Below are 26,576 nucleotides of genomic sequence, written 5' to 3'. Positions count from 1 at the left end.
CCTCGCTGCCCGATGGACGCTGCCTCTGCATTCAAAGGACAGCGTGGATGCAATCCTTCGCACTAAAGGAACTACCGATGCGTATTGCTGCTCTGGATGACGATCCACTACAACTGGAACTGTTGCAACAAGTCGCGACGGAAGCCGGGCACAGCTGTCACTCCTACCTCAAAGGGGCAGCCCTGCAGCAAGCCCTGCGCCGCGAAAGCTTCGATTTGCTGCTGATTGACTGGGAGCTGCCCGATGTCAAGGGGCCCGATATCGTGCGCTGGGTGCGCGAGCAGATCAGCAAGGAAGTGCCGGTCATCTTTGTGACCCACCGCAGCGAAGAGGCCGACATTGTCGAAGGCCTGGCCTGTGGTGCCGATGACTTCATGATCAAGCCCGTACGTGCGGGCGAGCTGCGTGCTCGCATCTCCGCCCTGCTGCGCCGCGCCTATCCGCTGACAGCACAAAGCGTGCTGGACTTCGGTCCCTACCGCTTTCTCACCACCACCAATGGCATAGAGATGGACGGCCAGCCCGTGGAGGTCACGCACCGCGAATACACGCTGGCACTGACGCTGTTCCAGAACCAGGGCCGTTTGCTCTCGCGCGATCATCTGCGCGAAGTCGTCTGGGGCCATAACGCCGAGGTGCAGTCACGCTCGCTGGACACCCATGTCTCGCGCCTGCGCAATCTGCTGAACTTGCGCGCCGGTCAGCCCTATGCCATTTCAGCCGTTTATGGCTATGGTTACCGCCTGGATGCCCCCGAAGCTGCGCAGCCCGCAGCCCCAGCTGCCTGAGTTCGGCAGCCCCCATAACCCGCCTTTAAAGATGCCTGATTTACGTCAAAACCTCTTTTCCGTCCACTCCCCCATGCCTATTCTGGGTGCAGGCATGCTGTGGGTGGCGTTTGGAGGGATGACGGCAACAGGTCTGGCTCATGCCCAGATCACGCCCCGCGGCAACGATGTCATTGCCCACCGCGTGGTGACTGGAGATACGCTGGAGACGCTCGCAGCACGCTACCTGGGCGACCACATGCGCTGGACAGCACTGCAAAGCCACAACAAAGTGGAAGACCCCTTGCGCCTGCGCCCAGGTTCGGTGCTGGAAATTCCCACGCGCCTGTTGCGCGCCGCGATGGCTTCGGTGGTGTTTGTGCAGGGCGATGTGCAAAGCACACGCTCTGTGAGCCATCTCGCAGACTCCGTCAACGCGCCGCCGCAGCCTGTGCAAAAAGGCCAGCTGCTACAGGAGGGCGATTCGCTGCAGGTTCCCGCCAACGCCTTTGTCTCTGTGCGCCTGGCAGATGGCTCACTGGTGCGCGTGCAGTCCGAATCCGATGTCGAGCTGCGCCAGATGCGCCGCAAAGGCCGAGCCGGCACTCTGCAGTCCGTCATCGATCTGCGCGAAGGCGCGATTGAAGCAAAAGTGTCCAGACAGACCAATGGCGAGCGCCGCTTCGAAGTGCGCACCCCGGCGGCCTCGACCAGCGTGCGCGGCACCCAGTTTCTGGTAATGAGCGATGACGAGGGCCGCACGGCTGCTGCCGTCGACGAAGGCTCGGTCGCCGTACAGACGGGCCAGCCCTCAGCCTTGCTGAGGCCAGGTCAAGGTCTGTCCGTTTCCGCCAACGGCCAGATCGGCAGACCCACCGCCATGCTGGAGGCTCCCGATATTGCGGCCTGGCCCTCTCTTGTCGAAGACGCCAGCTGGGTCAGCCTGCCCCTGCCTGCCATGGCTGGTGCCGTGCGTTACCAAGTGCTGCTGGCTCAGGACAGGGAGCTGACCCAGATCGTGCGCGGCGGCATGTTCACCCGGTCACCTGCACGCCTGACGGGAGTGGAAGACGGCAGCTACATTGCGGCCATTCGCGCCATTGACGCCAACGGCATTCCTGGCAAGCGCAGCCTGCAGGCATTGCGCATCAAAGCTCATCCGGTGCCGCCACTCTATGAGTCTCCAGCACCTGAAGCCACCATCGGACAGGGCCAGCAAGGCCTGCAATGCACCCAGGTGGCGGAGGCCTCGGCCTACCGCATCCAGGTAGCTGCCGCCGACGGCAGCTTTGCCCAGCCGCTCATCGACGCCAACGACCTCAAGGACTGCGCCCTGCCTGCCGAGGCGCTGGCCAGGCTGCCTGTCGGCGAGTACCTGTGGCGCGTGGGCAGCATCCGCACGCTGGGCAACGGCCAGCCGGATGCGGGCCCCTTTGCCCCCCCTCAAAAGATGAAACTGGCCCTGGCACCCAAATCGCCCGAGCTGCAGATCGGCGGCGCGCCCGGCGAAGGCAGCAGCCATATTCACTGGGCAGGTGAAGAGGGTCAACGCTACCGCATCGTGGTGGCCAGCGACGCCGGTTTTACGGCACCCCTGATCGACATCTGGGTGACCCAGCCTCAGTGGAGCACGCAGGACCTGCCTCCTGGCACCTACTATCTGCAGATGCAGGTTGAGGACGCCAACGGCCTGCGCAGCAATCTCTCTGCCGCGCGCCAATTCCAGACCGGCAACTGGGTGACCTCGTCCGAGGGGCAGACGATGACTTCCGGCGACGGTTCACGCCTGATGCGCCAGTAAAAACAATAGCTGCCAGCGCTTGAATTCCATGAAACTTCATAGGATTCATATCTTGATCGCTTATATAGCAGGCGCTGGTAGCTATGGTTTTATGTGCTTCTCACCGAATCGCCCATATGGTTGAAGCACCCAACCTGCGCAAAAGCCGCTTGCAGAACCTGCGCCTGAGCTGGCTGCTGCTCAGCACTTTCCTGCTCGGCATGACCTGGTGGCTCAGCGGCCCGGGGCAGCTGGCACGTCTCAACGGCATTATTCAGGACACCTCGGCCTGGCTGCACCAGCGTCCTGCCTCGCCCGATGTTGTCATCGTGGCCATCGACGATGACAGTATCGACAGCATAGGCCGCTGGCCCTGGCGGCGTGCACTGCACGCCGCCGTGCTGGAGCGCATCACCCAAGGCCAGCCTCGCGCCATCGGCATGGATGTGGTCTTCAGCGAGGAAGACTGGGATTACCCCGGAGACGATCTGCTGCTGCAACGAGCATTGCAAAAAAGCGGCAATGTAGTGCTGCCCGTCACGCGCGCCGCGCAAAGCGCTGCCACCACTCCTTTACAGAGCCTTGCCAGCGAGGCTGCTGCTCTGGGCCACACCCAGATGCCTGTGGATGCCGACGGTGTGGTGCGACGCTTTTATGCGCAGGAAGGCAAGGCCGGCCAGCTCTGGTGGCATATGGCGCTGAGCCTGTACTGCGTGGGCCAGACCACCCGCCCCTGCCAGCCATCTGCCCCATCTCCAGCAGAGCCGGTTGCAGCCAACTCCTGGCAAAGGCTGCAGCCCCAGTTCATCGCTTTTGCCCGAGCTTCGCGGGACCGCCAGAACAGCCTGGGCTCGCCGTTCACCACCTACTCCTATATCGACATCCTGCGCGGCAATATCCCAGCGGTCGCTTTTCGCGGCAAATACGTGCTGATTGGAGCCACTGCCGCAGGTCTTGGCGAAAAATTCACAGCCCCCATCGGCTTTGATGCGCGCCTGATCTCGAATGTGGAAATGCTGGGCCATGTGCTCAACGGCATCCTTCAGGACACACATCTGGAGCCAGCCTCTGCCACGCTCAACCGCAGCCTCAATCTGTTGCCCGTGCTGCTGGGCCTGCTGGCTCTGGCCTGGCTCGGCCCTTCTGGCGGGCTGATTTCCAGCATCCTGCTGGCCTTGCTCAGTCTGTCGATAGCCGGTTTGGCACCACGTTGGGGCCATGTGCAGACAGCCCCCGCTGCGGCACTGCTGAGCCTGTCGCTTGCCTACCCGCTCTGGAGCTGGCTGCGCCTGCGCGCCGCCACACGCTTTCTGGCTCTGGAGCTGCGCGATCTGCAAGGCCAGGTCCTGCCCGCGCCCTCGCTCAAGAGCGATGCATTCGATCAGCGGATCGACGCTGTGGAGCAAGCCTCGCGCCAGCTGCGCGCATTGCATCATTTCGTCAGCGAAAGCCTGCGCCAGCTTCCCTCGGCCACTTTTGTCTGCGACCGCGAAGGACTGCTGCTGCTTGCCAACACGGCCGCGCACCGCTATATCGAAAGCCTGGGGCACAAACTCCAGCAGGGCGACGATCTGGTCGCCCTGCTCCACGGCCTGAACAGCGCCAGCAGCGACGGCGGCCGCGCTGCCAGCAGCACACCACTGCTCACGCACAGTGCATTGCAGCAAGCCACTCTGTCACGCCAGAGCGAAGGACGCGACACCCAGGGCCGCCACTTGATGTTGCTGAGCCAGAGCTTCGAGGCGCCGCCCACCACGGGCTGGCTCATCACCCTGGTCGACATCAGCGACCTGCGCAGTGCACAGGCCCAGCGCGACCAGGCCATGCAGTTCATCTCCCACGATATCCGTGCCCCGATAGGCTCCATCATCACATTGCTGGAGATGCAGCGCACAGGCAAGCGCATCGAGTCGCAAGATGCACTGCTTGACCGCATTGAGGGCTATGCCCAGTCGTCTCTTGAGCTGGCAGACGATTTCGTGCATCTGGCCAGAGCCCAGCAACAGCAATACCGCAGCGAGGTCCTGGATCTGGGTCTGCTGGCGGATCAGGCCGTCTCGGATTGCTGGACCCTTGCCCAGCAGCAGAACATGCAACTGGCGTTCGAGCTGCCGGATGCCGAAGCCTGCGTGCATGGCGACCCCGGTCTGCTGCACCGCGCCGTCATCAATTTGCTGACCAATGCCATCAAGTACGGCAAGCCGCAAGATACCGATGCCAGCGCCCTTGTGGAAATCCGTATTGCTGAGCAAGGCAGCCGATGGGGCATTGCAGTGCGCGATCACGGCCCCGGCATGGATGAGGAGTCGCTGACCAGGCTCAGCCAGCCCTTCGAGCGCCTGCAGCAGCACCAGCGCATGGATGGCGTGGGCCTGGGCCTGGCCTTCACGCGCACCGTGGCACAGCGTCATGGCGGCAGCCTGCAGATAAGCAGCCAGCTGGGCCAAGGCAGCAGCTTCACATTGCTGATACCCAAAGCCTGAGCCCAGAAACGAAAAAGCCTCAGAACTTTTCAGTTCTGAGGCTTGACGTTTTTTGGTGCGGCTGGCAGGAATCGAACCCACGACCCCTTGGTTCGTAGCCAAGTACTCTATCCAGCTGAGCTACAGCCGCAACAGGGTTGTATTCTAGCAGTGCAAAAACGGCTCTCTGACCAAATCGACAACTTTTTCGCGTTCATACAAAGAAAAAGCCTGCCATCGATGAAGACGGCAGGCTTTCATGCAGCTTGGTAGGGCGTGGCGGACTTGAACCGACGACCAAAGGATTATGAGTCCTCTGCTCTAACCAACTGAGCTAACGCCCCAACACTGACAACAGCCGTGGCTGCCACCAGAAAAACTTCGCCATTGTAGGGCCTAACGCTTGTGGCTCAGAGCATTGCTCACCAGTTTGGATGTGATATCGACAATCTGGATCATCTTGTCGTAGTGCATGCGCGTGGGGCCGATGACCCCCAAGGTACCGACCACCTTGCCGTCGAGTTCATAGGGAGCACTCACTACGGACAGATCTTCAAACGGTACGGTCTGGCTCTCGCCGCCGATATAGATGCGCACGCCATCGGCCTGATTGGAGAAGTCCAGCAACCTGAGGATTTGCGTTTTCTGCTCGAACAGGTCGAAAGCGCGGCGCAGATTGCCCATGTCGCTGGAAAAATCGCTCACGGACAGCAGATTGCGCTCGCCGGCGATCACCACATCCTCGCGATCATGGTTGCTCATGACCTCAGTGCCTACATTCACCGCCGCCTGCATGAGGCTGGCAACCTGACCCCGCAATTGCTCCACCTCGGTTTGCAGCCGCGAGCGCACCTCCTCCATTGTCAAACCGGCGTAATGGTGATTGAGGAAATTCGAGGCTTCTATCAGTTGCGAGGACTCGTAATCCACATCCGTGAAGATCACACGGTTTTGCACATCGCCTTCGGGCGAGACGATGATGACCAGAAAGCGCCGCTCCGACAGGCGCACGAACTCGATATGCTTGAAGACGGAGCTGCGACGCGGCACCATGACCACACCCACGAACTGGGAGAGGTTGGATAGCAGATTGGCCGCATTGGCAATCACCTTCTGCGGCTGTTCAGGCATCAGGCCGGGCGTTACAAGATCGCTGCGATCCACTGTCAGCATGGTGTCGACAAACAGGCGGTATCCCCTGGCTGTCGGCACGCGGCCTGCCGATGTGTGAGGGCTGATGATCAGACCCATCTCTTCCAGGTCGGCCATCACATTGCGTATGGTGGCAGGCGACAATTCAAGCCCGGATGCACGTGAAAGAGTGCGCGAGCCGACTGGTTGACCGTCAGCGATGTAACGCTCGATCAGCGCTTTGAGCAATAACTTGGCACGTTCGTCGAGCATGATTTCATTTTAATGATGTAATTTCCCAGATGACATCCACGTTCCACCATATTGCCCTGATCGGCAAGTACCACACACCCGCAGCAGGCGTTCCGTCCGATGCAGCCAGCGAAGCGCTGCAACGGATTGCCGGTTACGTGCGCAGCCTGGGTTGTGAGGTGATTCTGGATACCCAGTCCGCCATCTACGCGGGCCTGCCCGATTACCCGAGCATGGACGTGGACGGCCTGGGAAGGCATTGCGACCTCGGCCTGGTGGTGGGCGGCGACGGCACCATGCTGGGCGTGTGCCGCCATCTGGCGCGCTATGGCACGCCGCTGGTCGGCATCAACCAGGGGCGCCTGGGTTTTGTCACCGATATCGCCCTGGATGAATTCGAAGCCTCCATCACGCCCATACTGCAGGGCGAGTACGAGGAAGACGAACGCACCCTGATGAATGCTCGCGTCATGCGCGACGGCCAGTGCGTGTTTGAAGCCCAGGCCATGAATGATGTGGTGGTCAACCGTGGCTCGACCTCGGGCATGGTGGAGCTGCGCATTGAGGTCGGCGGCAGCTTTGTCTCCAACCAGCGCGCGGACGGCTTGATCGTAGCCACCCCCACGGGCTCCACCGCCTATGCGCTATCGGCCGGCGGCCCCATGCTGCACCCTTCGATTCCGGCCTGGGTGATGGTGCCCATAGCGCCGCACAACCTCTCCAATCGCCCCATCGTGCTCTCCGACGCCCAGGAAGTGACTATCGAGGTGGTGGGCGGCCGAGGCGACGCCAGCGCGAACTTTGACATGCAGTCACTGAAATCGCTGCAGCATGGCGACCGCATCCTGGTGACGCGCGCCGATCACAGCGTGCACTTTCTGCACCCCAAGGGCTGGAATTACTTCGACACCCTGCGCAAAAAGCTGGGCTGGAACGAGGGAGGCGTCTGACCATGGCCTTGAAGCGCATCGTCCTGCGGGACTTTGTGATTGTCCAGTCACTCGATCTGGACTGGCAGACCGGCTTCACGGTGCTGACCGGCGAAACCGGGGCCGGCAAATCCATCATGCTCGACGCTCTGCAACTGGTGCTGGGCGCACGAGCCGATGCACAGGTGGTGCGCGAAGGCTGCCCTCAGGCCGATATTTGCGCAGAGTTCGATTGCCCACCCCATCTTCATGAGTGGCTGGAAGAGTCGGGTTTTGCGCAGGAACAGGATTTGCTGCTGCGCCGCGTCATTGACAGCCTGGGCCGCAGCCGTGCCTGGATCAACGGATCGCCCGCCACGGCCACGCAGCTGCGCCATCTGGGCGATCAGCTGATCGACATTCACGGCCAGCATGCCTGGCAAAGCCTGACCCGCCCGGACGCAGCACGCGCCATGCTGGATACCTACGGCGGCATTGAAACGACCCAGCTCAAATCGCTTTGGCAGGACTGGCGCCAGAATCATCAGGCTCTGGAGCAGGCGCTCTCGGCCCAGGACAATCTGCAGCGCGAACGAGAGCGCCTGCAATGGCAGATTTCCGAACTGGACAAGCTGTCGCCGCACGCCGAAGAGTGGGATGAGCTCAATGCCCAGCACACACGTCTGTCACACGCGCAGACCCTGATGGACTCGGCCCAGTCCTGCCTGCAACTGCTGGAGGATGACGATGCGGGAGCGGCCACCCCCTTGGGCAGGGCCCACCACATGCTGCAGGACCAGGAGCACCTTGAGCCCGAGTTTCAGAGCATTGCCGACGTACTGGGCTCCTGTGTGGCCCAGTTGCACGATGCCCGTCACTCGCTGCAGGCCTATCTGCGCCGCGCCGATCTGGACCCCGAGCTGCTGGCCGATCTCGATGAACGTCTGTCGCTGTGGATGCAGCTGGCGCGCCGCTACAAGCGCACGCCCGAGGACTTGCCCGCCCTGCTCGAAGGCTGGAGACAGGAGCTGCACCAACTGGATGCTGCCGTCGATGTGGAGGGGCTGCGCGCCAAAGAGCAGGCCGCCCACCTCAGATATCAGGCCGAGGCGCGCAAAATCTCGCAGCAGCGCACCCTGGCAGCACCACGCCTGTCGCGCGCCATCACCCAGTCCATGCAAAGTCTGGGCATGAAGGGCGGCCGTTTTGAGGTGCAGCTGGAGCATGCCGATGCAGCCAGTCCCGCCGGCATGGACAGCATCACTTTTCTGGTTGCAGGCCATACCGGCGCCACGCCCAAACCCGTTGCCAAGGTGGCATCGGGCGGCGAGTTGTCACGTATCTCGCTGGCCATTGCCGTGACCACCAGCGAACTGGGCCAGGCCGGAACCCTGATCTTTGACGAGGTGGACTCCGGCGTGGGTGGAGCGGTGGCCGAAACCGTGGGCCGCCTCATGCACTCGCTCGGCGATTCGCGCCAAGTGCTGGCCGTCACTCACCTGCCCCAGGTCGCTGCCTATGCAGACCAGCACTACCGGGTGACCAAGCGCCCCAAGTCAAACACCACCATCAGCAGCGTGGACCCGCTGGCGGGCGAGGAGCGCGAGATGGAGATGGCCCGCATGCTGGGCGGCGAGCACCTGTCCGAAGCAACCATGGCCCATGCCAGAGAAATGCTGGCCATGGCAAGATTGCCTGCAAAGCAGGTCGCAAGCATCGCCCTGCGCCCATCGGGCACCCAGGCCCGAAATGCCAAGGCCAGCACTACAGCACGCAAAAGCGGCAAAGTCAGAGGAGTTTGAAATCATGTCCATGGAGATTGTTCTGATCAGCGGCATGTCCGGATCGGGCAAATCCGTTGCGCTGCATGCGCTGGAGGATGCTGGCTACTACTGCGTCGACAACCTGCCCCCGGAACTGCTGCAATCCTTTGTGGAGCTCAAGCTCAACCATCAGGACGAGAAAGTGGCCATCGCCATGGATGCACGCAGCGCCAAGGGCCTGCCTCAGCTGCCTGACCAGCTGCGTCGCCTGAAAAAGCAGGGGCTGATGCCACGCATGATTTTTCTCGATGCCGACAGCAGTACTCTGATCAGGCGCTTTTCGGAAACCCGCAGACGCCACCCTCTGTCTCCGGGCTCCCAGACGAACGAGCGCCAGGCACTGGAGCTCGATATTGAAAAGGAGCGCGAGCTGCTGGGCCTGCTGCGCGACCGCTCCATCGTCATCGACACAGGCGACCTCAAGTCGGCGCAGCTGCAAAGCTATATCAAGCAGATCATCGAAGCACCCACAGGGCAGATGACGCTGATGTTCCAGTCCTTTGGGTTCAAGCACAGCATGCCCACAGACTCTGACTATGTGTTTGACGTGCGCATGCTGCCCAATCCCTTCTACGACAATGAACTGCGTGCCTTGACGGGCCTGGACAAGCCGGTTGCCGACTATCTGGGCGCCTTGCCCGAGGTGCAGCAGATGCAACTGGATATACAGCAGTTCCTCGAACGCTGGCTGCCGCTGCTGGCCAGAGATCACCGCAGCTATGTCACCGTGGGCATAGGCTGCACGGGCGGGCAGCACCGCTCGGTCTTTCTCGTCGAAGCCCTGGCCAAGCATTTCGAGAAGCACTGGCCCACCGTGCGCCGCCACCGATCACTGGATTTTCGTGACAAATTCATCCAGGTCTCGCAGCAGTTTCTGGCCCCGGACGCCATCCAGCCGATCAGCTGAACCGCATGCTCAGCCCTCAGACGTCAGCCATGCAGGTGCTGCTGCTCGAAGACGACCCGGCCATTGCAAGAACGATTTGCTACGCTCTGGAGCGCGAGGGCATAGCCGTCACCCACAGCCTGCTGATTGCCGATGCGCGTCAGCAGTGGAGCAGGACAGCGTTTGATGTACTGCTCATGGATGTGGGCCTGCCCGACGGCAACGGCCTGGACTGGTGCCGCGAGCTGCGCTCTGCCGGCTCCATTGTTCCGGTACTGGTGCTCAGTGCCAGAGGCGAGGAGATGGACAAGGTTCTGGGCCTGGAACTGGGCGCGGACGACTATCTGACCAAGCCCTTCAGCCCCCGCGAGCTGCTGGCGCGCACCCGAGCCCTGCTGCGTCGCTCCAGGCAATTTCAGCCTGCAGCGACCGCCCAGCTTGCGAAAGCACTGCAAATAGATGAGCAAGGACAACGAGCTCTGATCCACAGCAAGGCGCTGGATCTGACCAGGCGCGAATATCAGCTGCTGCAGAGCCTGGTCAACGCGGCAGGCCGTATCCTGAGCCGCGACGCCTTGCTGGAGCAAATCTGGGGGCTGGACAGCGAGAGCACGGACCGCACGGTGGATACCCACATCAAGACCCTGCGCGCCAAACTGCGCGAGCGTTTGCCCGATCAGGAGCTCATCGTCACCCACCGCGGTCTGGGCTATAGCCTGAACCAGCCCGGATAGCCGGTATGCGTCTGGGCCTGCGCCTCTTCTTTGCCTTCTTCCTGATCAACGGTCTGGCCGCCTTTTTCGTGCTGCGCGTCTTCATGGTGGAGATCAAGCCCAGCGTGCGCAAGGTGACCGAGGACACGCTGGTGGAGACCGCCTATGCGCTTGCCACACTGGCCAGTGCCGACATGGAAAAAGGTCGGCTGCAAGCCGGTGCGGACAGCACGTTTGCTGCTCAGCTTCAGGGCTACACACAAAAGCCGATACAGGCCTGGATCTGGGACACACGCAAGACCACGCTGGATCTGCGCATCACCGTCACCGACGCCCGGGGTATGGTGCTGTTCGACTCCCAGGGCAGGGACCAGGGCGCCGACTACTCGCGCTGGCGCGATGTCTATCTGACGCTGCGCGGTGAATATGGCGCACGCACCACGCGCGCCGTCAAGGAGGACGAATCCAGCAGCGTCATGTATGTCTCCGCGCCCATCATGGTGGACGGCCAGATTGCCGGGGTGCTGACCGCCTCCAAGCCCTCCAGCTCGGTACAGAAAATCGTCGACGGCGCGGAGCAGAAGATTCTGCGCGGCGGCCTGCTGTTTGTGCTGTTGTCCGCCGGTGTGGGCTGTGCCGTGACCTGGTGGTTCGTGCTTCACGTGCGCCGGCTGCGCAACTATGCGCAGCATGTACAGGCCCCCACCCTCAACGAGTCTGCCCATCCCGCACAGGCCTCTGCTCCTGCGGCCATACCCGACATGCCCGGCGAGCTCGGCGAGCTGGCCCAGGCCATGGACAATATGCGCAAGCGCCTGGAAGGGCGCGACTATATCGAGGGCTATGTACGCGCCCTGACCCACGAACTCAAAAGCCCGGTGGCCGCCATACGCGGCGCGGGCGAGTTGCTGCAGGAAGAGCTGCCGCCCCAGGACCGGGCCATGTTTGCCAGACAGGTGGTGGAGCAGAGCCTGCGCCTGCAGAACCTGATCGACCAGCTGCTGCAGCTCAGCCGTCTGGAGCAGCGCCAGCAACTGGACACCAGCCATGACTGCAGCCTGATGGAATGTGCCCGGCAAGCCATGGCCTCCCTGCAAAGCCATGCAGAGCAACGCGGCATGACCATGCGCCTGAGTGGCGTGGACAGCAGCGGCCCCTGGGAGCCCGGCCTGGTCACCCTGGCCATCAGCAATCTGCTGCAGAACGCCCTGGATTTCTCTGCAGAGAACAGCGTGATCGAGCTTGAGCTGGCTCCGCACCGCATCACCGTCAGTGATCAGGGCCCAGGTGTTGCCGAGCCCTTGCTGGCCCGCCTGGGCGAGCGCTTCTTCACGACCCCCAGACCCAACGGAGAGCGTAGCGGCACCGGGCTGGGCCTGTCCATCGTCACCCGCATCATGCATCTTCATGGCGGCAGCATGCAGGTACGCAATCGTCACCCCGGCCTTGTCGTGACACTGGATTTCGCTCCCCAAAGCTGAGCAACCAAGGCTTTCGGCCAGGACTTCACACCCGCTTCACAGACTTCATTGCGTCCACACAGTCGCTGCCGACACTGCGTCCTGAAACCCCTCATTCAGGAGCACGCATGAAAAACCGACTGCTGTTCAAGACAGTCTCACTGCTGATCGTTCTGGCCTTGCTCATGGCCGGCCTGTCCATGATTCAGGATGTGGTGAAAGACCGCATCCGCAACCGCGACTACGCCGTGCAAAGCGTGGTCTCCAGCCTGGCCGGCACGCAGACGCTGATTGGTCCTGCCCTGGTGCAGAACTGCACGGAGACAACCAGCACGACCAACGGCAAGAAAATCGAATACAGCACCCGGGAATTCCAGCGCATGCTGCTGCCCGACACGCTCAACCACGACGCCAATGCCAAGATGGAAGAGCGCTCGCGCGGCCTGCACCATATCAACACCTATGTGCTGCACGACCAGATATCAGCCGGTTTTGCCAACGCCGCGCAGTATGCGGAGCTGCCCAAGCCCAGCGAGCCCAACGCCGTGGTGCGCTGCAAGAAGGTCCTTGTGGCATTTGCGCTCAGCGACCCCCGTGGCATCCGCAGCGCGACGCTGCAGGCCAACGGCCAGGATCTGGCGGTCGAATCCGGCACGCCGCTGGAGCGCTACGGTAAAGGCATTCAGGCAGAGATTGACGCCAGCCTGCTGAAAAAAGGCCAAGCCCTGAACCTGGACCTCAAGCTGCAACTGCTGGGCACCGAGCAGCTCGCCTTCAGCCCCATCGCCACGGAAAGCAAGGTCACGCTGACAGCTGACTGGCCCCACCCCTCGTTTGGCGGCAGCTTTCTACCCAGCCGACGCGAGGTGACGGACAGCGGCTTCACCGCCAGCTGGGAGCTGTCCTCGCTGGCCACCTCTGCCAGCACGGCCTTCACCCGCCAGCAACGTCTTTGCAGCCCCGGCTACTGGGGCAGCTCGGAAACCTATGCCGCCTCTGCAGCCCGTGGCCATGACGACAGCGGCCCCTGCCTCGAAACCATGGACACGGAGTTCGTCAACCCCGTCAATGTCTACTCGCTGAGCGAGCGCGCCACCAAATACGGCATTCTTTTTGTGATCCTGACCTTTGTCGCGGTCGGCCTGTTCGAAGTCATGAAAAAGCTGCGCGTTCACCCCGTGCAGTACCTGCTGGTCGGCTCGGCCTTGTGCAGCTTCTTCCTGCTGCTCATCAGCCTGTCCGAACACCTGGGCTTTGCCACGGCCTATGCGATAGCTGCCAGTTCCTGCGTGGCTCTGCTGGCCTTCTATGCCAGCCACATTCTGGGCAGCATCAGGCGCGGCCTGCCGTTCGCGATTGCCATTTCGGCCCTGTACGGCCTGCTGTATGTGCTGCTGCAGCTGGAGCAGACCGCTCTGGTCGTCGGCTCCATCGCCCTGTTCGGCGTGCTGGCCCTGGTCATGGTCTGCACCCGTCATGTGGACTGGTATGCCTTTGGGCGCAGCGAGAGCGAAGCGCCAAGCAAGTCTTCGAAACAAGAGGAGGCCGCATGAACCAGTCACGGCACACCCCGCAGGCCCAGGCCTTGCTGAACACCTCGTCGCGCCATCTGCTCGGCCAGCCTTGCCAGCTCAGCGTGCAGCAGTACCAGCAACTCTGGCTGAGTGCACAAAGTCAGGGCGACCGCAGCGCGCAGCAAGTCCTGCGCCAGCAGGTGGTGGCCGCCGGCCGGCAATTGCAGGCACAGCGCAGCAACCCGCAGGCCAGGGCCCTGTGGCTGGCCTTGATGGGGCTGCGCTGCTCCATGCTGATACCCAGATTGCGCTTCTGAAATCTGCAGCCATGAAAAAAGGTGACGCCGGCCGTCACCTTTTTTTCATTCATGCGGCAGGCGCTCAGGCCAGCTCGGCATCGAGCAGCTTGCGGATGGGAGCCGGCAGACCCAGCTCGGCCCAGGCCGCTGCATCCGCCCAGCACGATTCATCGACCTCTGACACCAGGGCTGCATGCGCCTGATCGACGGGCACCAGAACCGGATGCAGGTGCAGATCCTTGTGGGTCAGCACATGCAGAAAGCCTGGAAGATCCTGCCAGCCCCGGGTCCCGTCCTGAGACCAAGCGGCCTGCGCATGGCTTTGCAGTGCCGCGTAGTCTTCAAAGACCGGCGGGCTGTAAAGCCCGGCCCAGATACCGGCTTGCGGACGCTTTTGCAGCCATACGCGGCGCTGTGCATCCACCGCCAGCAGCAGCCACCAGGACTCGGAGCTGCGCTTGATCTTGCGCGTGCGCACGGGATAGTTCTCTGGGTTGCCGGCGCGGGCCGCCCGGCATTCGGAGTGCAAGGGGCACACCAGGCAAGTGGGCTTGCGCGATGTGCAGACGCTGGCGCCCAGGTCCATCATGCCTTGGGTGTAGCGCGGCATGGCTTCGTGCAGATTCTCGGTGGGGCACAGTTGCTGGGCGTGTTCCCAGAGCTGCTTTTCATTTCTGGACTGCGCCAGGTCCGCATCGAACGCCAGCACCCGTGTGAGAACACGTCGCACATTGGCATCAAGAATCGGCACCCGCTCGGAAAAGCAGAACGACGAAATGGCGCCGGCCGTGGAACGGCCAATGCCTGGCAGGGTCGCCAGTTCTTCGGCCGTTTGCGGAAAAGCCCCGCCCCATTGCTCCATCACGGTCTGCGCGCATTTATGCAGATTGCGCGCACGGCTGTAGTAGCCCAGGCCGCTCCACAGCGCCAGCACGGCATCCTGCGGAGCAGCAGCCAGGCTGGCCACATCCGGAAAAGCATCCAGGAAGCGCTGGTAGTAGCCCAGCACGGTACTGACCTGGGTCTGCTGCAGCATGATTTCAGACAGCCAGACGCGGTAAGGGTCACGGGTTTGCTGCCAGGGCAGATGATTGCGGCCATGGCTGGCCTGCCACTGCACTACGGCTGTGGCAATCGAAGGGAGAGTCAAGATTTCAAGCTACCAGGTTGATGTCCAACGGCATGGACACGGCCTGCGGCCGTTCGGCCGCAATCGGATCCAGCAGTTGTGCCGATGCGCTGATCAGCTGCGTCTGCAGCATTCCCAGGCGGGCTTGCGCATTTTCCATCTCGGCAATGCGCTCCTCCAGCTCAGTGGCTGCACCGCTGATCCGGTCCACGGCCTCCAGGCGGCGCGTGTAACTGCGTTTACGTTCGCGCAATTGTGCATCGACCGGCGCAGTCAGTGATTTGCTCCACATATCCACATCGTTCGATGCCGCTTCAAACACCGTGCGCAGACGCAGCGCCAGCGCCTTGATCAGGCGCTGCGAAAAGTCGGCACTGCCGAGCCTGATGACACTGCTGAGCCCCAGATACTGGGTGTAACTGCCCTCGATGCTGCGCAAGTCGTCCTTGAGCTCGGACAGCACCAGCTGCGGCGGCGTCTGCAGGGAGAAGCCGAACTCCGCATTGAGCTCCTTGAACGAGGCACTCATCATGGTCTGGATTTCATCGGCCTGGACCTGCACCCTGGCAGCCACGGCATGCAGACGCCCGAAGGTCTGCTCATAGACGTTGCGCAGGCCCAGTTTGAGCCCGCGCTGACCCAGGGTCTCTTTGAGCTGCGACAGTTCGGCCTTCAAGGTTCTCGAGCTCAGAAGCCGGAACAGCTCCTTGAGCATGCGCAGATGGATGCTGCGCATGGCCTGGATGCGGCCGGCACTCTGGTCGAACTCCTTGTGCTCGGCCTCGATGCGGGAACGCATGCCGGCAATCACCGTCGCATTCTTTCCGCGCAGGCCGCAGAGCTCGGCCAGCTGGTCGTCGAGATCGCCGCGGCGCATATTGATGACGCGCTCCACCTGCGATCGCAGTTGTTGCACATTGGTGCGCACTGCGGCCTGCAGCACTTTCTGGCGCTGCCCCATGATGCCATTGGCCAGAAGGTCTTCAAAAGCGGGCAGACCGCTGGCCTGAAGCAGACTGTCGTTACGCCCCACCTTGGCGACCAGCCCCTTCTGGGCGGAGATGGGCAGCACGCGCTCCAGCGCCACCCCCAGCAACTGGGCCGAGTCCTGCTGCTGACGGCGCAACTGGGCATGCACCTGCGCGCCAGAACTCAGACTGTCCCACAGCGTATCCACCTTGTTGAGCACCACCAGACGCGACGCAGCCAGGGCGTCATCGCCCCCCACCTTGCCGGCTCCTGCCGGCAGCACATGGTCGCGCCAGATGGCAAGGTCGGACTTGGTCACGCCGGTATCGGCGCCCAGCACAAAGACCACGGCATGTGCCTGGGGTATCAGATTGACGGTCAGCTCCGGCTCGGCCCCCACTGCATTCAGGCCAGGCGTGTCGAGAATCACCAGTCCCTGCTTGAGCAGAGGATGGGGCATATTGATCAAGGCATGGCGCCACATCGGCACCTCAACCCAGCCGTCGGCATCGACCATGGGGTTGTCGGCAGCCTCGTCGTCATGCCAAAAGCCCCAGGCCCTGGCCTGATCGATGGAGACCTTGCGCACCTCCGCCACCTTGGCCAGCGTGTCGGATATCTGCTGCGCGTCGGCGATATCCAGCGGCTGCTGCACCCAGGCGTCGGGGCGCATGCGCCACTGGCCCAGGCTCTCCGGCGACTCTCTGGTATCGATGGGCAGCAGACGCAGGCAGGGTGGCAGCTCCGGCTCCCAGCCCAGCTCCGCTGGACACATGGTGGTGCGGCCTGCACTGGCCGGCATCAGCCGGCGGCCGTAATGGGCAAAGAAGACAGCGTTGATCAACTCGGATTTGCCGCGCGAGAACTCAGCCACGAAGGCCACCATGACCTTGTCCGAGCGCACCTGCTCTTCCAGTCTCTGCAAGCGCTCCTGCACCGAGGCGTCCAGCAGATCCTGGGCAATCAACCATTCACGCAGCTCCTGCAGTTGGGTGGCAAAGCCCCGTCGCCATGCACCATACTGACCAAACTGCTCGTTGAATGAAGCTGACACATCTACCCCTCTTGTTTGTCTGAGTCGCCGTGTCAGCCATGGCTGACAGCCTGATCAATATATAGCATTGCCCCTTGACAGCATCTACGGCTCTTCCAGAGGCTGGCCTGATATATCTAGTCGCAAAGTACCTGCGCACAACGACGCAGAACAGCGCCAGTGCCTGGACATTGGCAACGCCCCTGAGGCATATCAAGCATCAAAATGAAATTGTGACGTCAAAACATGCCTGAACGCATACTCAAACTGCGGTATTAGCTATCAAATTCAGAGAGTTTTCGCGGCTTTCTGGCAGCGGGCGCAGTAATAGGTGCTGCGCTGCCCCTGGCGCATGAGCTGGATGGCGGCGCCGCAATGCGAGCAAGGCTGGCCATCGCGGCCATAGACCTGGGCCTCCAGCTGAAAGTGCCCTTCCATGCCGTTGGCTGCGGAAAAGTCGCGCAAGGTCGTTCCGCCTTTCTCCACCGCCAAGGCCAGCACGGTGCGAATGGCCTCATACAAAACCTTGACCTTGCGCCTGCCCACATCGCGCGCCGGTGTTGCCGGGTGAATCCGCGACAGAAACAACACCTCGGAAGCATAGATATTGCCGACACCGACCACCACGCTGCCGCTGAGCAGCAACTGCTTGATAGGCGAGCGACTGGCGGCCAGCCCGGCCTGAAAGGCATCCAGCGTGAATCCCTCGCTCAGCGGCTCCATGCCCAGATGGTCAAGCAGCTTGCGCGCCAGGGCATCACCCTCATCCGGGACATAGATCACGGCACCGAAGCGGCGCGGATCATGCAGGCGCAGCAAACCGCGCGATGTCTGCAGATCGAAGTGATCATGCGCACCGCCAGTGCCCAGCGGCTCCTCGTCGCGGCCCGCAAAGCGCAGGCTACCCGACATGCCCAGGTGCATGAGCAGCAGACCTTCGCTCAGGTCCAGCAGCAGATACTTGCCGCGCCTGCGCACCCCCAGCACGACTCTGCCGGCCAGTGCCTGTGGCAACAGTCCCAGAGGCCAGCGCAGGGGCTTTCCCAAGGTGGCTTTCTCAATCTGCGCACCCGCAATGCGGTCAGCAAAAGAGCGGCGCGTAACCTCGACTTCGGGCAACTCAGGCATGCAATCTCTTCTTCGCCAAGTGTTCAACAAGCTTGGATTATTATGGGCCGATGGTTCATCCTCTACGTTTTCAGGGACTCGCCGTGGCCGCCGTTGTGGCCATGGGATCGGCAATCGCATCCGCCCAGACCGTCGACCCGCCATCCCGGCAGGACAAGATCGAGCAAAGCACCGATCTCGAACAGGCCGCAGAGCGTGAGAATGAGCAAGCAGCTCTGTCTGCCGAGCTGTTCTACGAAATCCTGGTCGGAGAGATGGCCGCTCAGGAAGGTGCTCTGACGGACGCTCAGGCCCTGATGATGGAGGCCGCGCGCAGCAGCAACAACGAAAAGCTCTATCGCCGCGCCACCGAACTTGCCATTCAGTCCCGCTCGGGCGACCGCGCACTGCGCAATGCCCGCGCCTGGCTGGAGGCCTACCCCGAATCACGCGATGCCAACCGCGCGGTGCTGCGCATTCTGGTGGTGATGAACCGCATTGCAGACTCGGGCAGTTATCTGCGTCGAGAGGTCGAGCTGACCCCGCAAGCCAATCGCAGCGCCACTTTTCTGGCCATCACCCAGCTCTACAACAATGCCTCGGACAAGCCCCTGGCCGCCGATGTGGTCGAGCAAGCGCTGGAAATCGATTTCAAGGACCCGAAGAACGGCCCCATGGCCTGGGCCGCCATAGGCCATATGCGCCTGATCGCCGGCCAGAAGCCCGCCGCCCTGCAGGCCTTGCAGAACGGCGCCAAGCTGGGTCCCGAGTCGGGTGCCGTCGCCTTGCTGGCCATGGAGCTGCTGGAATCGGGTTCCGCCGAAGTGGAGCCGCTGGTCAAGCGCTATCTTGAAAAGAATCATTCGCCCCAACTGCGCCTGACCTATGCCCGCGTGCTGCTGGGACAAAAGCGCAATGCCGATGCCAAGACCCAGCTGCAGCTCATAACGCGCGAGGCACCCGAATTTCCGGAAGCCTGGGTCATGCTCGCCAATTTGCAATTGCAGGATGGCGAGCTCGATGCTGCCGACGTTTCCCTGACACAGTTCAGCGCTCTGCTGCCCAAGCTGCCTGAGGGTGTGGGCCGCGCTGCTGGCGAATCCCAGCTCTATCTGCTCAGGGCCGATCTGGCCGAGAAGCGCCAGCGCTACGACGAAGCCGACATCTATCTACAGCGCATTCCCGATGCCGCCAACCTGCTCAGCGTGCAGGCCCGGCGCGCCGATCTGCTGGCTCGCCAGGGCAAGGTGAAGGAAGCTCGCGCCCTGATCCAGGCCATTCCTGCAAACGGCCCCAACCAGAAGCGCCTCAAGCAGATTGCCGAGGTGCAGCTGCTGCGCGACGCCGGCCTGAACAAGGAAGCCTATGCGCTGCAAGCCCAGCTGCTGAGCCAGGCACCCGATGATGTGGAGCTGGCCTATGACACAGCCTTGCTCGCGGAAAGAGCCGGAAATTTCAGTGAGATGGAGCGCCTGCTGCGCGACATCATCAAGCGCAAACCCGACTTCAAGCATGCGTACAACGCACTGGGGTACTCCTACGCGGATCGCGGTATCAAGCTGGAAGAAGCGCAGACCTTGATCCAGACCGCTCTGGACATGCAGCCCGGTGATCCATTCATCACCGACAGCCTGGCCTGGGTGCATTTCCGCCGCGGCAATCTGGACGAAGCCGAAAAACTGCTGGAGCAGGCCTATGCCACGCGTCAGGATGCAGAAATTGCCGCCCACCTCGGGGAAGTCCTCTGGGCCCAGGGCAAGCAGGACCGCGCCCAGCTCATCTGGCGCCAGGGCATGAAGGCAGACAGCAGCAATGACACTTTGCTGGAAACGCTCAAACGCCTCAAAGTGACGCCATGAAGCGCAGCCCGACTTTCTTGAAAATTCTTCCAGCCCTCGGACTGGCTCTGGCAGCGGCCATGCTCGGCGGCTGCGCACAACCTGCACGGCAGTTGCAGCCCGATGTGGCGGCCAGCCACCACTGGTCCGGCCGCATGGCGCTGCAGGTCCAGGATGCCCAGCAGCAATCCTTCAGCGCCGGTTTTGAGCTGCAAGGTCAGCCCGAGAGCGGCACGCTGCTGGTCTTCAACCCGTTGGGATCCATCATGGCCCGCCTGCAGTGGACGCGTGCCGGTGCCACCTTGCAGCAAGGCGATCAGATCACCCAGTCAGACTCCCTGCCTGAACTCATCACCCGCATGACCGGCAGCGATATTCCCGTCGCCGCACTGTTCGACTGGCTGCAAGGCAAGGACACGGCCGTGACCGGCTGGCAGACAGATCTTTCGCGCATCAGCGATGGTCGCCTGCGTGCCGACCGCATCAGCCCGCCACCCGAGGCCTCTTTGCGCATCGTTCTCGATCAGGACGCTCGCTGACTGGCCGGCAACCCGGTGCTATCGTTGCACCGTTTTTCTCCTACTGATACATACACGCCATGCACTCGCTTTATGACGTGCCGGCCCCGGCCAAGCTCAATCTTTTTTTGCATATTACCGGCCGCAGGCCTGACGGCTATCACCTGCTGGAGTCCGTCTTCATGCTCGTCGACTGGCATGATGTGCTGCATTTCGAGCGTACGGTCAGCAGCCAGATCAGCCGTGAAGACCTCAACGGCGTTGCCCTGCCTGCCGATGACCTGATCACACGCGCGGCCCGCGCCCTGCAGCAAGCCACAGGCTGCACGCAAGGCGTGCGCATAGGGATTGAAAAGCACCTGCCCGCCCAGGCCGGCATGGGGGGCGGCTCATCCGATGCGGCCAGCACGCTGATGGCGCTGAACCGCCTCTGGAATCTGAACCTCTCGCGTCAGGAGCTGCAAAGCATAGGCTTGAAGCTCGGCGCCGATGTTCCCTTTTTCCTCTGCGGTCACTCGGCCTGGGTCAGCGGCATCGGCGAAATCATCACCCCGCTGACAGGCCGCAATGCCTTGCCGGAGCAGCAGTTCCTGGTGGTCAAGCCCGAACAGGGCTTGGAAACTGGCAAGATTTTTTCCAGCGAGCTCCTGAAACGCGACACAAAGCCTGCTATAGTTGCGGACTTCGCTGCAAATCACTTCGGCTTTGGCCGAAACGACCTGCAGCCGGTCGCTGAAGGTTTGCAGCCCGAGGTGATGAAAGTCAGAAGCTGGCTCGAATCGCTCAAATTGCATGCTAGAATGACGGGCTCTGGAAGTGCGGTATTTGCACCGATAGCGCAAAGCATTGATTTGAGCTGTGCTCCTAGCACATGGCAGATCAAGGTTTGCAGAAATCTGGAAAAACACCCACTTAATAGCTGGATTCCAGAGAACAAGTTATAAGGCTGTTTGTCTTCGACAAAAGGCCTGTGTAGGGGAGTCGCCAAGTTGGTTAAGGCACCGGATTTTGATTCCGGCATGCGAAGGTTCGAATCCTTCTTCCCCTGCCAAACATCTTCTTGCGTCATAGCAACCCACAGCACTGGGACGCACAATGCATTCACATCACTCTGATTTCATGGTCTTCACAGGCAATGCCAATGCTGGCATGGCCGAAGAGATTGTTAAGCACCTCGGCACCTCTCTTGGTGCTGCTGACGTTGGCCGTTTCTCCGATGGGGAAGTCGCGGTCGAGATCAAGCAGAACGTTCGCGCCCGCGACGTTTTCGTGGTTCAGTCCACCTGCGCTCCGACCAACGACAACCTGATGGAGTTGCTGGTCATGGTCGATGCCCTCAAGCGTGCATCGGCCGAGCGCATCTGCGCCGTGATCCCCTACTTCGGCTATGCCCGTCAGGATCGCCGCCCCCGCTCCAGCCGCGTGCCCATCACCGCCAAGGTGGTGGCCAACATGCTGCAGGCCGTTGGCGTCGAGCGCGTCCTGACGATGGACCTGCACGCCGACCAGATCCAGGGCTTCTTCGACATTCCCGTGGACAACATCTACGCAACCCCTGTGCTGCTGGGTGATCTGCGTCAGAAAAACTACGAAGACCTGATCGTCGTCTCCCCCGACGTTGGCGGTGTGGTGCGTGCTCGCGCCCTGGCCAAGGAACTGGGCTGCGATCTGGCCATCATCGACAAGCGTCGCCCCAAGGCGAACGTGTCCGAAGTCATGCACGTGATCGGCGATATCGACGGCCGCAACTGCGTGATCATGGACGACATGATCGACACCGCCGGCACGCTGGTGAAGGCTGCCGAAGTGCTCAAGCAGCGCGGCGCGAAGAACGTGTACGCCTACTGCTCGCACCCCATCTTCTCGGGCCCGGCCCTGGAACGCATCGGCAACGGCAGCGCTCTGGACGAAGTGGTTGTGACCAACACCATTCCTCTGAGCCCCGCAGCCCAGCAGTGCGGCAAGATTCGCCAGCTGTCCGTGGCCGGCCTGTTTGCCGAGACAATTCACCGCATTTCCACAGGTGATTCGGTGAGCAGTCTGTTTACCGCTTAAAATCTCTGGTTTTTCGGCTTCGAGCCCAGGCAAACCTCCTTCGGGAGGTTTGAGCGTTTCGAGGCCACCGCAAGAATCCACGGCCTTGCCGCAAGGTGCAGATTCTTTTATCAATCGGGCGAGACTGGTCGCGGTCCGTCCATCTAGGAGTTAGTTATGCAATTCGTCGCTACTGAGCGCGCCAAGCAAGGTACGGGTGCGAGCCGCCGTCTGCGTCTGTCGGGCAAGACCCCCGGTATCGTCTACGGTGCTGGTGAAGCCCAACTGATCGAAATCGATCACAACGCCCTGTGGCACGCTGTGCACAAGGAAGCTTTCCACTCCAGCATCCTGGACATGGATATCAACGGTCAAGTGACCAAGGTCGTGCTGCGCGACGTGCAGTTCCACCCCTACAAGAAGCTGGTGCAACACATCGACTTCCAGCGCGTTGACGGCAACACCAAGCTGCACATGAACGTGCCCCTGCACTTCGAAGGCGCTGCTGAATCCCCCGCCGTGAAGGGCGAGAACTGCACCGTGACTCCTCTGATGCACGAACTGCAAGTGATCTGCGAACCCGCAAACCTGCCCGAGTTCATCAAGGTGGACCTGAGCGCTCTGACTTCCAAGTCCGTGCTGGGCCTGCAAGCTCTGAAGCTGCCCAACGGCGTGAAGGCTGTGGTGCGTGGCGCCAACAAGAACCCTTCGCTGATCTCCATCAAGCTGCCCGAAGTGGCTCCTGCCGAAGGCGCCGCACCTGCTCCCGCAGCTGCTCCCGCCAAGAAGGGCAAGAAGTAATTCTTGTGTCTTCGGTACAGCGGCTGCCGCTGTACTCCAAGAAAAGGCCCACCTCGGTGGGCTTTTTCTTTGGGCCACGCAGAACCAGCGTGCCAGCCCAGCTTTGCTAGCAAGAAGATAATCCAGCAATGATCAAACTGTTTGTCGGCCTCGGCAATCCCGGCCCTGAATATGAAGACACCCGGCACAACGCCGGCTTCTGGTGGATTGATGCGCTGGCGCGCGAACTCAAGGTCAGTCTGGTTCCCGAACGTAGCTACTGGGGACTGATGGCCCGCACCAGCATCCACGGCCAGACCGTCTGGCTGCTGGAGCCGCAGACCTTCATGAATCTCTCGGGCAAGTCGGTAGGCGCGCTGGCACGCTTCTTCAAGATCCAGCCAGAGGAAATCCTGGTCGTGCATGACGAGCTGGACTTCGAGCCCGGCGTGGTCAAGCTCAAGCTCGGCGGCAGCCATGGCGGCCACAACGGTTTGCGCGATATCCATGCCCAGCTGGGTTCGCCCAATTACTGGCGTCTGCGCGTGGGCATAGGCCACCCCGGCCACAAGGGCGAGGTCGCCAGCTGGGTGCTCAAAAAGCCGGCCCCCGACCAGCTCAAGCTGATCGAAGACGCCATCGCACATTCGCTCAAGGCCTGGCCCGAGATGGTGGCCGGCCAGATGGACAAGGCCACTCTGGCCATCCACACCACCAAGACGCCCCGCCCCAAGCCGCCCCGCAAGCCTGCGCCCGATGCCGCCCAGCCCGCAGCTGGCGAGGCCTGAACCTGAGGCAGAATGAAAAATAGCTCCTGAATAAGGAGCTATTTGCGCTTGATATACAAGGAATTCAGACTCAAAAAGCCTTAACTTTCTTTCTTGGCCTGCGTAAGCTGCTCATATTTCTTGAACAGCACCTCACGGCTTTCGATGTACTCTGGGTTCACCGGTATGCAGGCCACAGGGCAGATCTGCACGCACTGCGGCTCGTCAAAATGGCCTACGCACTCGGTGCACTTGTGCGGATCGATTTCGTAGAACTCCTCACCCATATAGATGGCATCGTTGGGGCACTCGGGCTCGCACACATCGCAGTTGATGCATTCATCGGTAATCATCAATGCCATATGCCAGCTCCTGTGCAGTTCTCGGTATCGGCCCACATTATCCCAAGCTCCCCAAGACATGGCAGCACCCGGGACAAAGCCGCCCCCTCCCGGACGCGGCACAATTGCCGCTATGCTGCGCAGCACGCAAACACCGTGCCTGAGCCCACTTCACGATGAAACAACGCCCCACGCCATGAGCATCTTCTTGCTCAAACGCCTGCTCACGCTGACCGCCACATTGCTCGGCGCCTCCATCGTGGTTTTTGCCGTGCTGGAAGTCCTGCCTGGCGATGCAGCCCAGATGCTCATGGGCCCCGACGCCGAGCCCGAGGCCGTGGCGGCCATGGTTCAGCAACTGGGCCTGGACCAGCCTGCGCTGACGCGCTACTGGCAGTGGATAGCCGGCCTGCTGCACGGCAACATGGGCGACAGCTACGTCTATGGCTCGCCCGTGGCCGAGCTGGTCTGGGAACGCCTTGCGGTCACCGTGCCGCTGGCCATCATGGCCATGTGCATCACCGCCGTACTGGCCATTGCTGCGGGAGTGTTTGCAGCGGCCAACCACAAGCGCTGGGGCGATGTGGGCCTGATGGGCCTGGCCCAGATCGGCATTGCCATCCCCAACTTCTGGTTTGCGATTCTTTTGATCCTGCTGTTCTCGGTGAAGCTGCAATGGTTCTCGGCCGGCGGCTTTCCGGGCTGGAGCGAGGAGGCCGGCGGCGGCTTCTGGCCTGCGCTGCAGGCACTGCTGCTGCCGGCCATTGCGCTGGCCGTGGTGCAGGCCGCCATCCTGGCGCGCATCACCCGCTCTGCGGTGCTGGAAGTGCTGCGCGAGGACTTTGTACGCACGGCCCGCGCCAAGGGGCTGTCACGCGGCGCGGCGCTCTGGCGTCATGTGCTGCGCAACGCCATGATTCCCGTCGTCACCGTCATGGGCCTGCAGTTCGCCAACCTGCTGGCCGGCACCATCGTGGTGGAGAACGTGTTCTATCTGCCGGGTCTGGGCCGGCTGATCTTTCAATCCATCTCCAACCGCGACGTGATCGTGGTGCGCAACTGCGTGCTGCTGCTGGCCGCCATGGTGGTGGTGGTGAATTTTGTCGTCGACGTGCTTTATGCCGCCATCGACCCCCGCATCAAGGCCGGCGATATATGAGCAGGCAGACCGATACTCGCGCCAGCGCGGCCAACTACCCGACACGCGCCTTCACGCGTGCACAGCCTCAAGGCTTTGGCCGACGCGCCCTGCAGCACCGCAGCTTTGTGCTCGGCGCCCTGCTGACGACCTTGCTGATTGCCGCCGCGCTGCTGTCTTTTGTCTGGACGCCCGGCTCGGCCCATGAAGTGGACATGGACGCCGCCCTGCAGGCCAGCAGCAGCCGGCACTGGCTGGGCACCGACGCCTTCGGGCGCGACACGGCCTCGCAGATTCTGGTCGGTGCGCGCGCCTCGATTGCCGTGGGCCTGATCGCCGTGGGCATAGGACTGGCGCTGGGCGTGGTGCTGGGCCTGGTCGCCGCTGCACGCCGTGGCTGGGTGGAAGAAATCATCATGCGACTGGCGGACTTCACCTTTGCCTTTCCAGCCCTGCTCTCGGCCATCATGCTCACGGCCGTGTTTGGGGCCGGCATGGTCAATGCCATCATTGCCATCGGCATCTTCAACATCCCCACCTTTGCGCGCATCACCCGCGCCTCGGCCAATGCCATCTGGGCCCGCGACTATGTGCTGGCCGCCAGAGCCTGCGGCAAGAGCCGCACGGCCATCACGCTGCAGCATGTGCTGCCCAATATTGCGGCAGTGCTGGTCGTGCAAGCTACCATTCAGTTTGCGCTGGCCATTCTGGCCGAGGCCGCCCTCTCCTATCTGGGGCTTGGCACGCAGCCGCCCCAGCCATCCTGGGGGCGCATGCTCAGCGAAGCCCAGACCCTGATGTTCCAGGCGCCGCTGCTGGCCGTCTGGCCCGGCCTGGCAATTGCCTTGTCGGTGCTGGGCCTGAACCTGCTGGGCGACGGTTTGCGCGACCTGCTGGACCCCCGACTGACACGCGAGCGTTGAATCA

The 26,576-nt window shown here is 62.1% G+C and carries 23 protein-coding genes and 3 tRNA genes; 19 read left to right on the top strand and 7 right to left on the bottom strand.

Translation table 11 applies throughout. The annotated features are described in order from the left end of the window. Positions 1-77 precede the first annotated feature (77 nt). The 3 genes from DFO48_RS06485 to DFO48_RS06475 all read left to right on the top strand — a co-directional run bounded on the left by DFO48_RS06485 (position 78) and on the right by DFO48_RS06475 (position 5,030). Complete coding sequence (locus DFO48_RS06485) at positions 78-788, top strand: response regulator transcription factor (protein WP_003073894.1); 711 nt, start codon at positions 78-80, stop codon at positions 786-788. Between the two features lie 73 nt (positions 789-861). Beyond that, positions 862-2,568 carry a FecR domain-containing protein gene (locus DFO48_RS06480; RefSeq protein WP_114862891.1) on the top strand — a complete coding sequence of 569 codons (1,707 nt, stop codon included), beginning with the start codon at positions 862-864 and terminating at the stop codon, positions 2,566-2,568. A 116-nt stretch (positions 2,569-2,684) separates the two neighbouring features. Further along, on the top strand, positions 2,685-5,030 hold the full coding sequence (locus tag DFO48_RS06475) for a CHASE2 domain-containing protein (protein ID WP_114862890.1): 2,346 nt from the start codon (positions 2,685-2,687) through the stop codon (positions 5,028-5,030). 53 nt (positions 5,031-5,083) lie between these two features. Here the strand turns inward: DFO48_RS06475 and DFO48_RS06470 are convergent. The 3 genes from DFO48_RS06470 to hrcA form a co-directional block, all read right to left on the bottom strand. Next, positions 5,084-5,160, bottom strand: a tRNA-Arg gene (locus tag DFO48_RS06470). Positions 5,161-5,276: 116 nt separating this feature from the next. Next, positions 5,277-5,353 (bottom strand) — tRNA-Ile (locus DFO48_RS06465). 52 nt (positions 5,354-5,405) lie between these two features. Continuing rightward, positions 5,406-6,413 carry a heat-inducible transcriptional repressor HrcA gene (gene hrcA / locus DFO48_RS06460; RefSeq protein ID WP_003073904.1) on the bottom strand — a complete coding sequence of 336 codons (1,008 nt, stop codon included), beginning with the start codon at positions 6,411-6,413 and terminating at the stop codon, positions 5,406-5,408. A gap of 29 nt (positions 6,414-6,442) precedes the next feature. On the opposite strand from hrcA, the gene DFO48_RS06455 reads away from it, so the two are divergent. From DFO48_RS06455 to DFO48_RS06425, 7 genes are all read left to right on the top strand, one after another. Then, a complete protein-coding gene (locus DFO48_RS06455; protein ID WP_003066061.1) occupies positions 6,443-7,342 on the top strand; it encodes an NAD kinase in 900 nt (299 codons plus the stop codon). A gap of 2 nt (positions 7,343-7,344) precedes the next feature. Further along, positions 7,345-9,102, top strand: coding sequence for a DNA repair protein RecN (gene recN / locus DFO48_RS06450; protein WP_003073905.1), 1,758 nt, complete (start codon positions 7,345-7,347; stop codon positions 9,100-9,102). Between the two features lie 4 nt (positions 9,103-9,106). Then, complete coding sequence (gene rapZ, locus DFO48_RS06445; protein ID WP_003073906.1) at positions 9,107-10,030, top strand: RNase adapter RapZ; 924 nt, start codon at positions 9,107-9,109, stop codon at positions 10,028-10,030. A gap of 29 nt (positions 10,031-10,059) precedes the next feature. Beyond that, positions 10,060-10,743, top strand: a complete 684-nt coding sequence (locus DFO48_RS06440; protein WP_003073907.1) for a winged helix-turn-helix domain-containing protein — start codon at positions 10,060-10,062, stop codon at positions 10,741-10,743. A 5-nt stretch (positions 10,744-10,748) separates the two neighbouring features. Next, positions 10,749-12,203, top strand: coding sequence for a two-component system sensor histidine kinase CreC (gene creC, locus DFO48_RS06435; RefSeq protein WP_114862889.1), 1,455 nt, complete (start codon positions 10,749-10,751; stop codon positions 12,201-12,203). A gap of 107 nt (positions 12,204-12,310) precedes the next feature. Continuing rightward, positions 12,311-13,735: a cell envelope integrity protein CreD gene (creD, locus tag DFO48_RS06430; RefSeq protein ID WP_003073909.1), complete on the top strand. Its 1,425-nt coding sequence runs from the start codon at positions 12,311-12,313 to the stop codon at positions 13,733-13,735. After that, positions 13,732-14,013, top strand: coding sequence for a hypothetical protein (locus tag DFO48_RS06425; protein WP_003073910.1), 282 nt, complete (start codon positions 13,732-13,734; stop codon positions 14,011-14,013). The genes creD and DFO48_RS06425 overlap by 4 nt, the downstream gene beginning before the upstream one ends. A 64-nt stretch (positions 14,014-14,077) precedes the next feature. On the opposite strand, the gene mutY is transcribed toward DFO48_RS06425, so the two are convergent. The 3 genes from mutY to mutM form a co-directional block, all read right to left on the bottom strand. Next, on the bottom strand, positions 14,078-15,145 hold the full coding sequence (gene mutY / locus DFO48_RS06420) for an A/G-specific adenine glycosylase (RefSeq protein ID WP_034348258.1): 1,068 nt from the start codon (positions 15,143-15,145) through the stop codon (positions 14,078-14,080). A gap of 4 nt (positions 15,146-15,149) precedes the next feature. Beyond that, on the bottom strand, positions 15,150-17,147 hold the full coding sequence (locus DFO48_RS06415; protein WP_114862888.1) for a dynamin family protein: 1,998 nt from the start codon (positions 17,145-17,147) through the stop codon (positions 15,150-15,152). Between the two features lie 267 nt (positions 17,148-17,414). Further along, positions 17,415-18,254 carry a bifunctional DNA-formamidopyrimidine glycosylase/DNA-(apurinic or apyrimidinic site) lyase gene (gene mutM / locus DFO48_RS06410; protein ID WP_114862887.1) on the bottom strand — a complete coding sequence of 280 codons (840 nt, stop codon included), beginning with the start codon at positions 18,252-18,254 and terminating at the stop codon, positions 17,415-17,417. A gap of 50 nt (positions 18,255-18,304) precedes the next feature. Here mutM and DFO48_RS06405 point away from each other — a divergent pair, with 50 nt between their 5' ends. From DFO48_RS06405 to pth, 7 genes are all read left to right on the top strand, one after another. After that, a complete protein-coding gene (locus tag DFO48_RS06405) occupies positions 18,305-20,092 on the top strand; it encodes a tetratricopeptide repeat protein (RefSeq protein WP_003073914.1) in 1,788 nt (595 codons plus the stop codon). Beyond that, positions 20,089-20,610 (top strand): lipoprotein insertase outer membrane protein LolB, encoded by a 522-nt coding sequence (locus DFO48_RS06400; RefSeq protein ID WP_003073915.1) that lies wholly within the window; start codon positions 20,089-20,091, stop codon positions 20,608-20,610. The genes DFO48_RS06405 and DFO48_RS06400 overlap by 4 nt, the downstream gene beginning before the upstream one ends. A 59-nt stretch (positions 20,611-20,669) precedes the next feature. Beyond that, positions 20,670-21,533 (top strand): 4-(cytidine 5'-diphospho)-2-C-methyl-D-erythritol kinase, encoded by an 864-nt coding sequence (gene ispE / locus DFO48_RS06395; protein ID WP_114862886.1) that lies wholly within the window; start codon positions 20,670-20,672, stop codon positions 21,531-21,533. A gap of 30 nt (positions 21,534-21,563) precedes the next feature. Continuing rightward, positions 21,564-21,640, top strand: a tRNA-Gln gene (locus tag DFO48_RS06390). 44 nt (positions 21,641-21,684) lie between these two features. Then, positions 21,685-22,644 carry a ribose-phosphate pyrophosphokinase gene (locus DFO48_RS06385; protein ID WP_003066035.1) on the top strand — a complete coding sequence of 320 codons (960 nt, stop codon included), beginning with the start codon at positions 21,685-21,687 and terminating at the stop codon, positions 22,642-22,644. Positions 22,645-22,800: 156 nt separating this feature from the next. Continuing rightward, complete coding sequence (locus DFO48_RS06380) at positions 22,801-23,424, top strand: 50S ribosomal protein L25/general stress protein Ctc (protein ID WP_003073917.1); 624 nt, start codon at positions 22,801-22,803, stop codon at positions 23,422-23,424. Positions 23,425-23,552: 128 nt separating this feature from the next. Then, positions 23,553-24,191 (top strand): aminoacyl-tRNA hydrolase, encoded by a 639-nt coding sequence (pth, locus tag DFO48_RS06375; protein ID WP_114862885.1) that lies wholly within the window; start codon positions 23,553-23,555, stop codon positions 24,189-24,191. 80 nt (positions 24,192-24,271) lie between these two features. Here the strand turns inward: pth and DFO48_RS06370 are convergent, their stop codons facing one another. Then, positions 24,272-24,532, bottom strand: coding sequence for a YfhL family 4Fe-4S dicluster ferredoxin (locus DFO48_RS06370; RefSeq protein WP_003073919.1), 261 nt, complete (start codon positions 24,530-24,532; stop codon positions 24,272-24,274). A gap of 175 nt (positions 24,533-24,707) precedes the next feature. On the opposite strand from DFO48_RS06370, the gene DFO48_RS06365 reads away from it, so the two are divergent. Next, positions 24,708-25,670: an ABC transporter permease gene (locus DFO48_RS06365; protein ID WP_114862884.1), complete on the top strand. Its 963-nt coding sequence runs from the start codon at positions 24,708-24,710 to the stop codon at positions 25,668-25,670. Next, positions 25,667-26,572, top strand: coding sequence for an ABC transporter permease (locus DFO48_RS06360; protein ID WP_114862883.1), 906 nt, complete (start codon positions 25,667-25,669; stop codon positions 26,570-26,572). Before DFO48_RS06365 ends, DFO48_RS06360 begins: the two co-directional genes overlap by 4 nt. Positions 26,573-26,576 lie beyond the last annotated feature (4 nt).

The sequence above is a fragment of the Comamonas sp. AG1104 genome, from assembly GCF_003350425.1.
Classification (GTDB): Bacteria; Pseudomonadota; Gammaproteobacteria; order Burkholderiales; family Burkholderiaceae_C; genus Comamonas; species Comamonas testosteroni.
Note: the sequence above shows the minus strand (reverse complement) of the source record. Positions and strands in the feature narration are given on the sequence as shown.

Excerpts from the sequence above, each read along its gene's own strand:
- hrcA (WP_003073904.1), bottom strand. The coding sequence starts at position 6,413 with ATGCTCGACGAACGTGCCAAGTTATTGCTCAAAGCGCTGATCGAGCGT.
- pth (WP_114862885.1), top strand. The coding sequence starts at position 23,553 with ATGATCAAACTGTTTGTCGGCCTCGGCAATCCCGGCCCTGAATATGAA.
- DFO48_RS06365 (WP_114862884.1), top strand. The coding sequence starts at position 24,708 with ATGAGCATCTTCTTGCTCAAACGCCTGCTCACGCTGACCGCCACATTG.
- DFO48_RS06425 (WP_003073910.1), top strand. The coding sequence starts at position 13,732 with ATGAACCAGTCACGGCACACCCCGCAGGCCCAGGCCTTGCTGAACACC.
- DFO48_RS06360 (WP_114862883.1), top strand. The coding sequence starts at position 25,667 with ATGAGCAGGCAGACCGATACTCGCGCCAGCGCGGCCAACTACCCGACA.
- DFO48_RS06380 (WP_003073917.1), top strand. The coding sequence starts at position 22,801 with ATGCAATTCGTCGCTACTGAGCGCGCCAAGCAAGGTACGGGTGCGAGC.
- recN (WP_003073905.1), top strand. The coding sequence starts at position 7,345 with ATGGCCTTGAAGCGCATCGTCCTGCGGGACTTTGTGATTGTCCAGTCA.
- DFO48_RS06385 (WP_003066035.1), top strand. The coding sequence starts at position 21,685 with ATGCATTCACATCACTCTGATTTCATGGTCTTCACAGGCAATGCCAAT.
- DFO48_RS06480 (WP_114862891.1), top strand. The coding sequence starts at position 862 with ATGCCTATTCTGGGTGCAGGCATGCTGTGGGTGGCGTTTGGAGGGATG.
- DFO48_RS06455 (WP_003066061.1), top strand. The coding sequence starts at position 6,443 with ATGACATCCACGTTCCACCATATTGCCCTGATCGGCAAGTACCACACA.
- creC (WP_114862889.1), top strand. The coding sequence starts at position 10,749 with ATGCGTCTGGGCCTGCGCCTCTTCTTTGCCTTCTTCCTGATCAACGGT.
- DFO48_RS06485 (WP_003073894.1), top strand. The coding sequence starts at position 78 with ATGCGTATTGCTGCTCTGGATGACGATCCACTACAACTGGAACTGTTG.
- creD (WP_003073909.1), top strand. The coding sequence starts at position 12,311 with ATGAAAAACCGACTGCTGTTCAAGACAGTCTCACTGCTGATCGTTCTG.
- DFO48_RS06475 (WP_114862890.1), top strand. The coding sequence starts at position 2,685 with ATGGTTGAAGCACCCAACCTGCGCAAAAGCCGCTTGCAGAACCTGCGC.
- DFO48_RS06405 (WP_003073914.1), top strand. The coding sequence starts at position 18,305 with ATGGTTCATCCTCTACGTTTTCAGGGACTCGCCGTGGCCGCCGTTGTG.
- rapZ (WP_003073906.1), top strand. The coding sequence starts at position 9,107 with ATGTCCATGGAGATTGTTCTGATCAGCGGCATGTCCGGATCGGGCAAA.
- DFO48_RS06440 (WP_003073907.1), top strand. The coding sequence starts at position 10,060 with ATGCAGGTGCTGCTGCTCGAAGACGACCCGGCCATTGCAAGAACGATT.
- mutM (WP_114862887.1), bottom strand. The coding sequence starts at position 18,254 with ATGCCTGAGTTGCCCGAAGTCGAGGTTACGCGCCGCTCTTTTGCTGAC.
- DFO48_RS06400 (WP_003073915.1), top strand. The coding sequence starts at position 20,089 with ATGAAGCGCAGCCCGACTTTCTTGAAAATTCTTCCAGCCCTCGGACTG.
- DFO48_RS06370 (WP_003073919.1), bottom strand. The coding sequence starts at position 24,532 with ATGGCATTGATGATTACCGATGAATGCATCAACTGCGATGTGTGCGAG.
- ispE (WP_114862886.1), top strand. The coding sequence starts at position 20,670 with ATGCACTCGCTTTATGACGTGCCGGCCCCGGCCAAGCTCAATCTTTTT.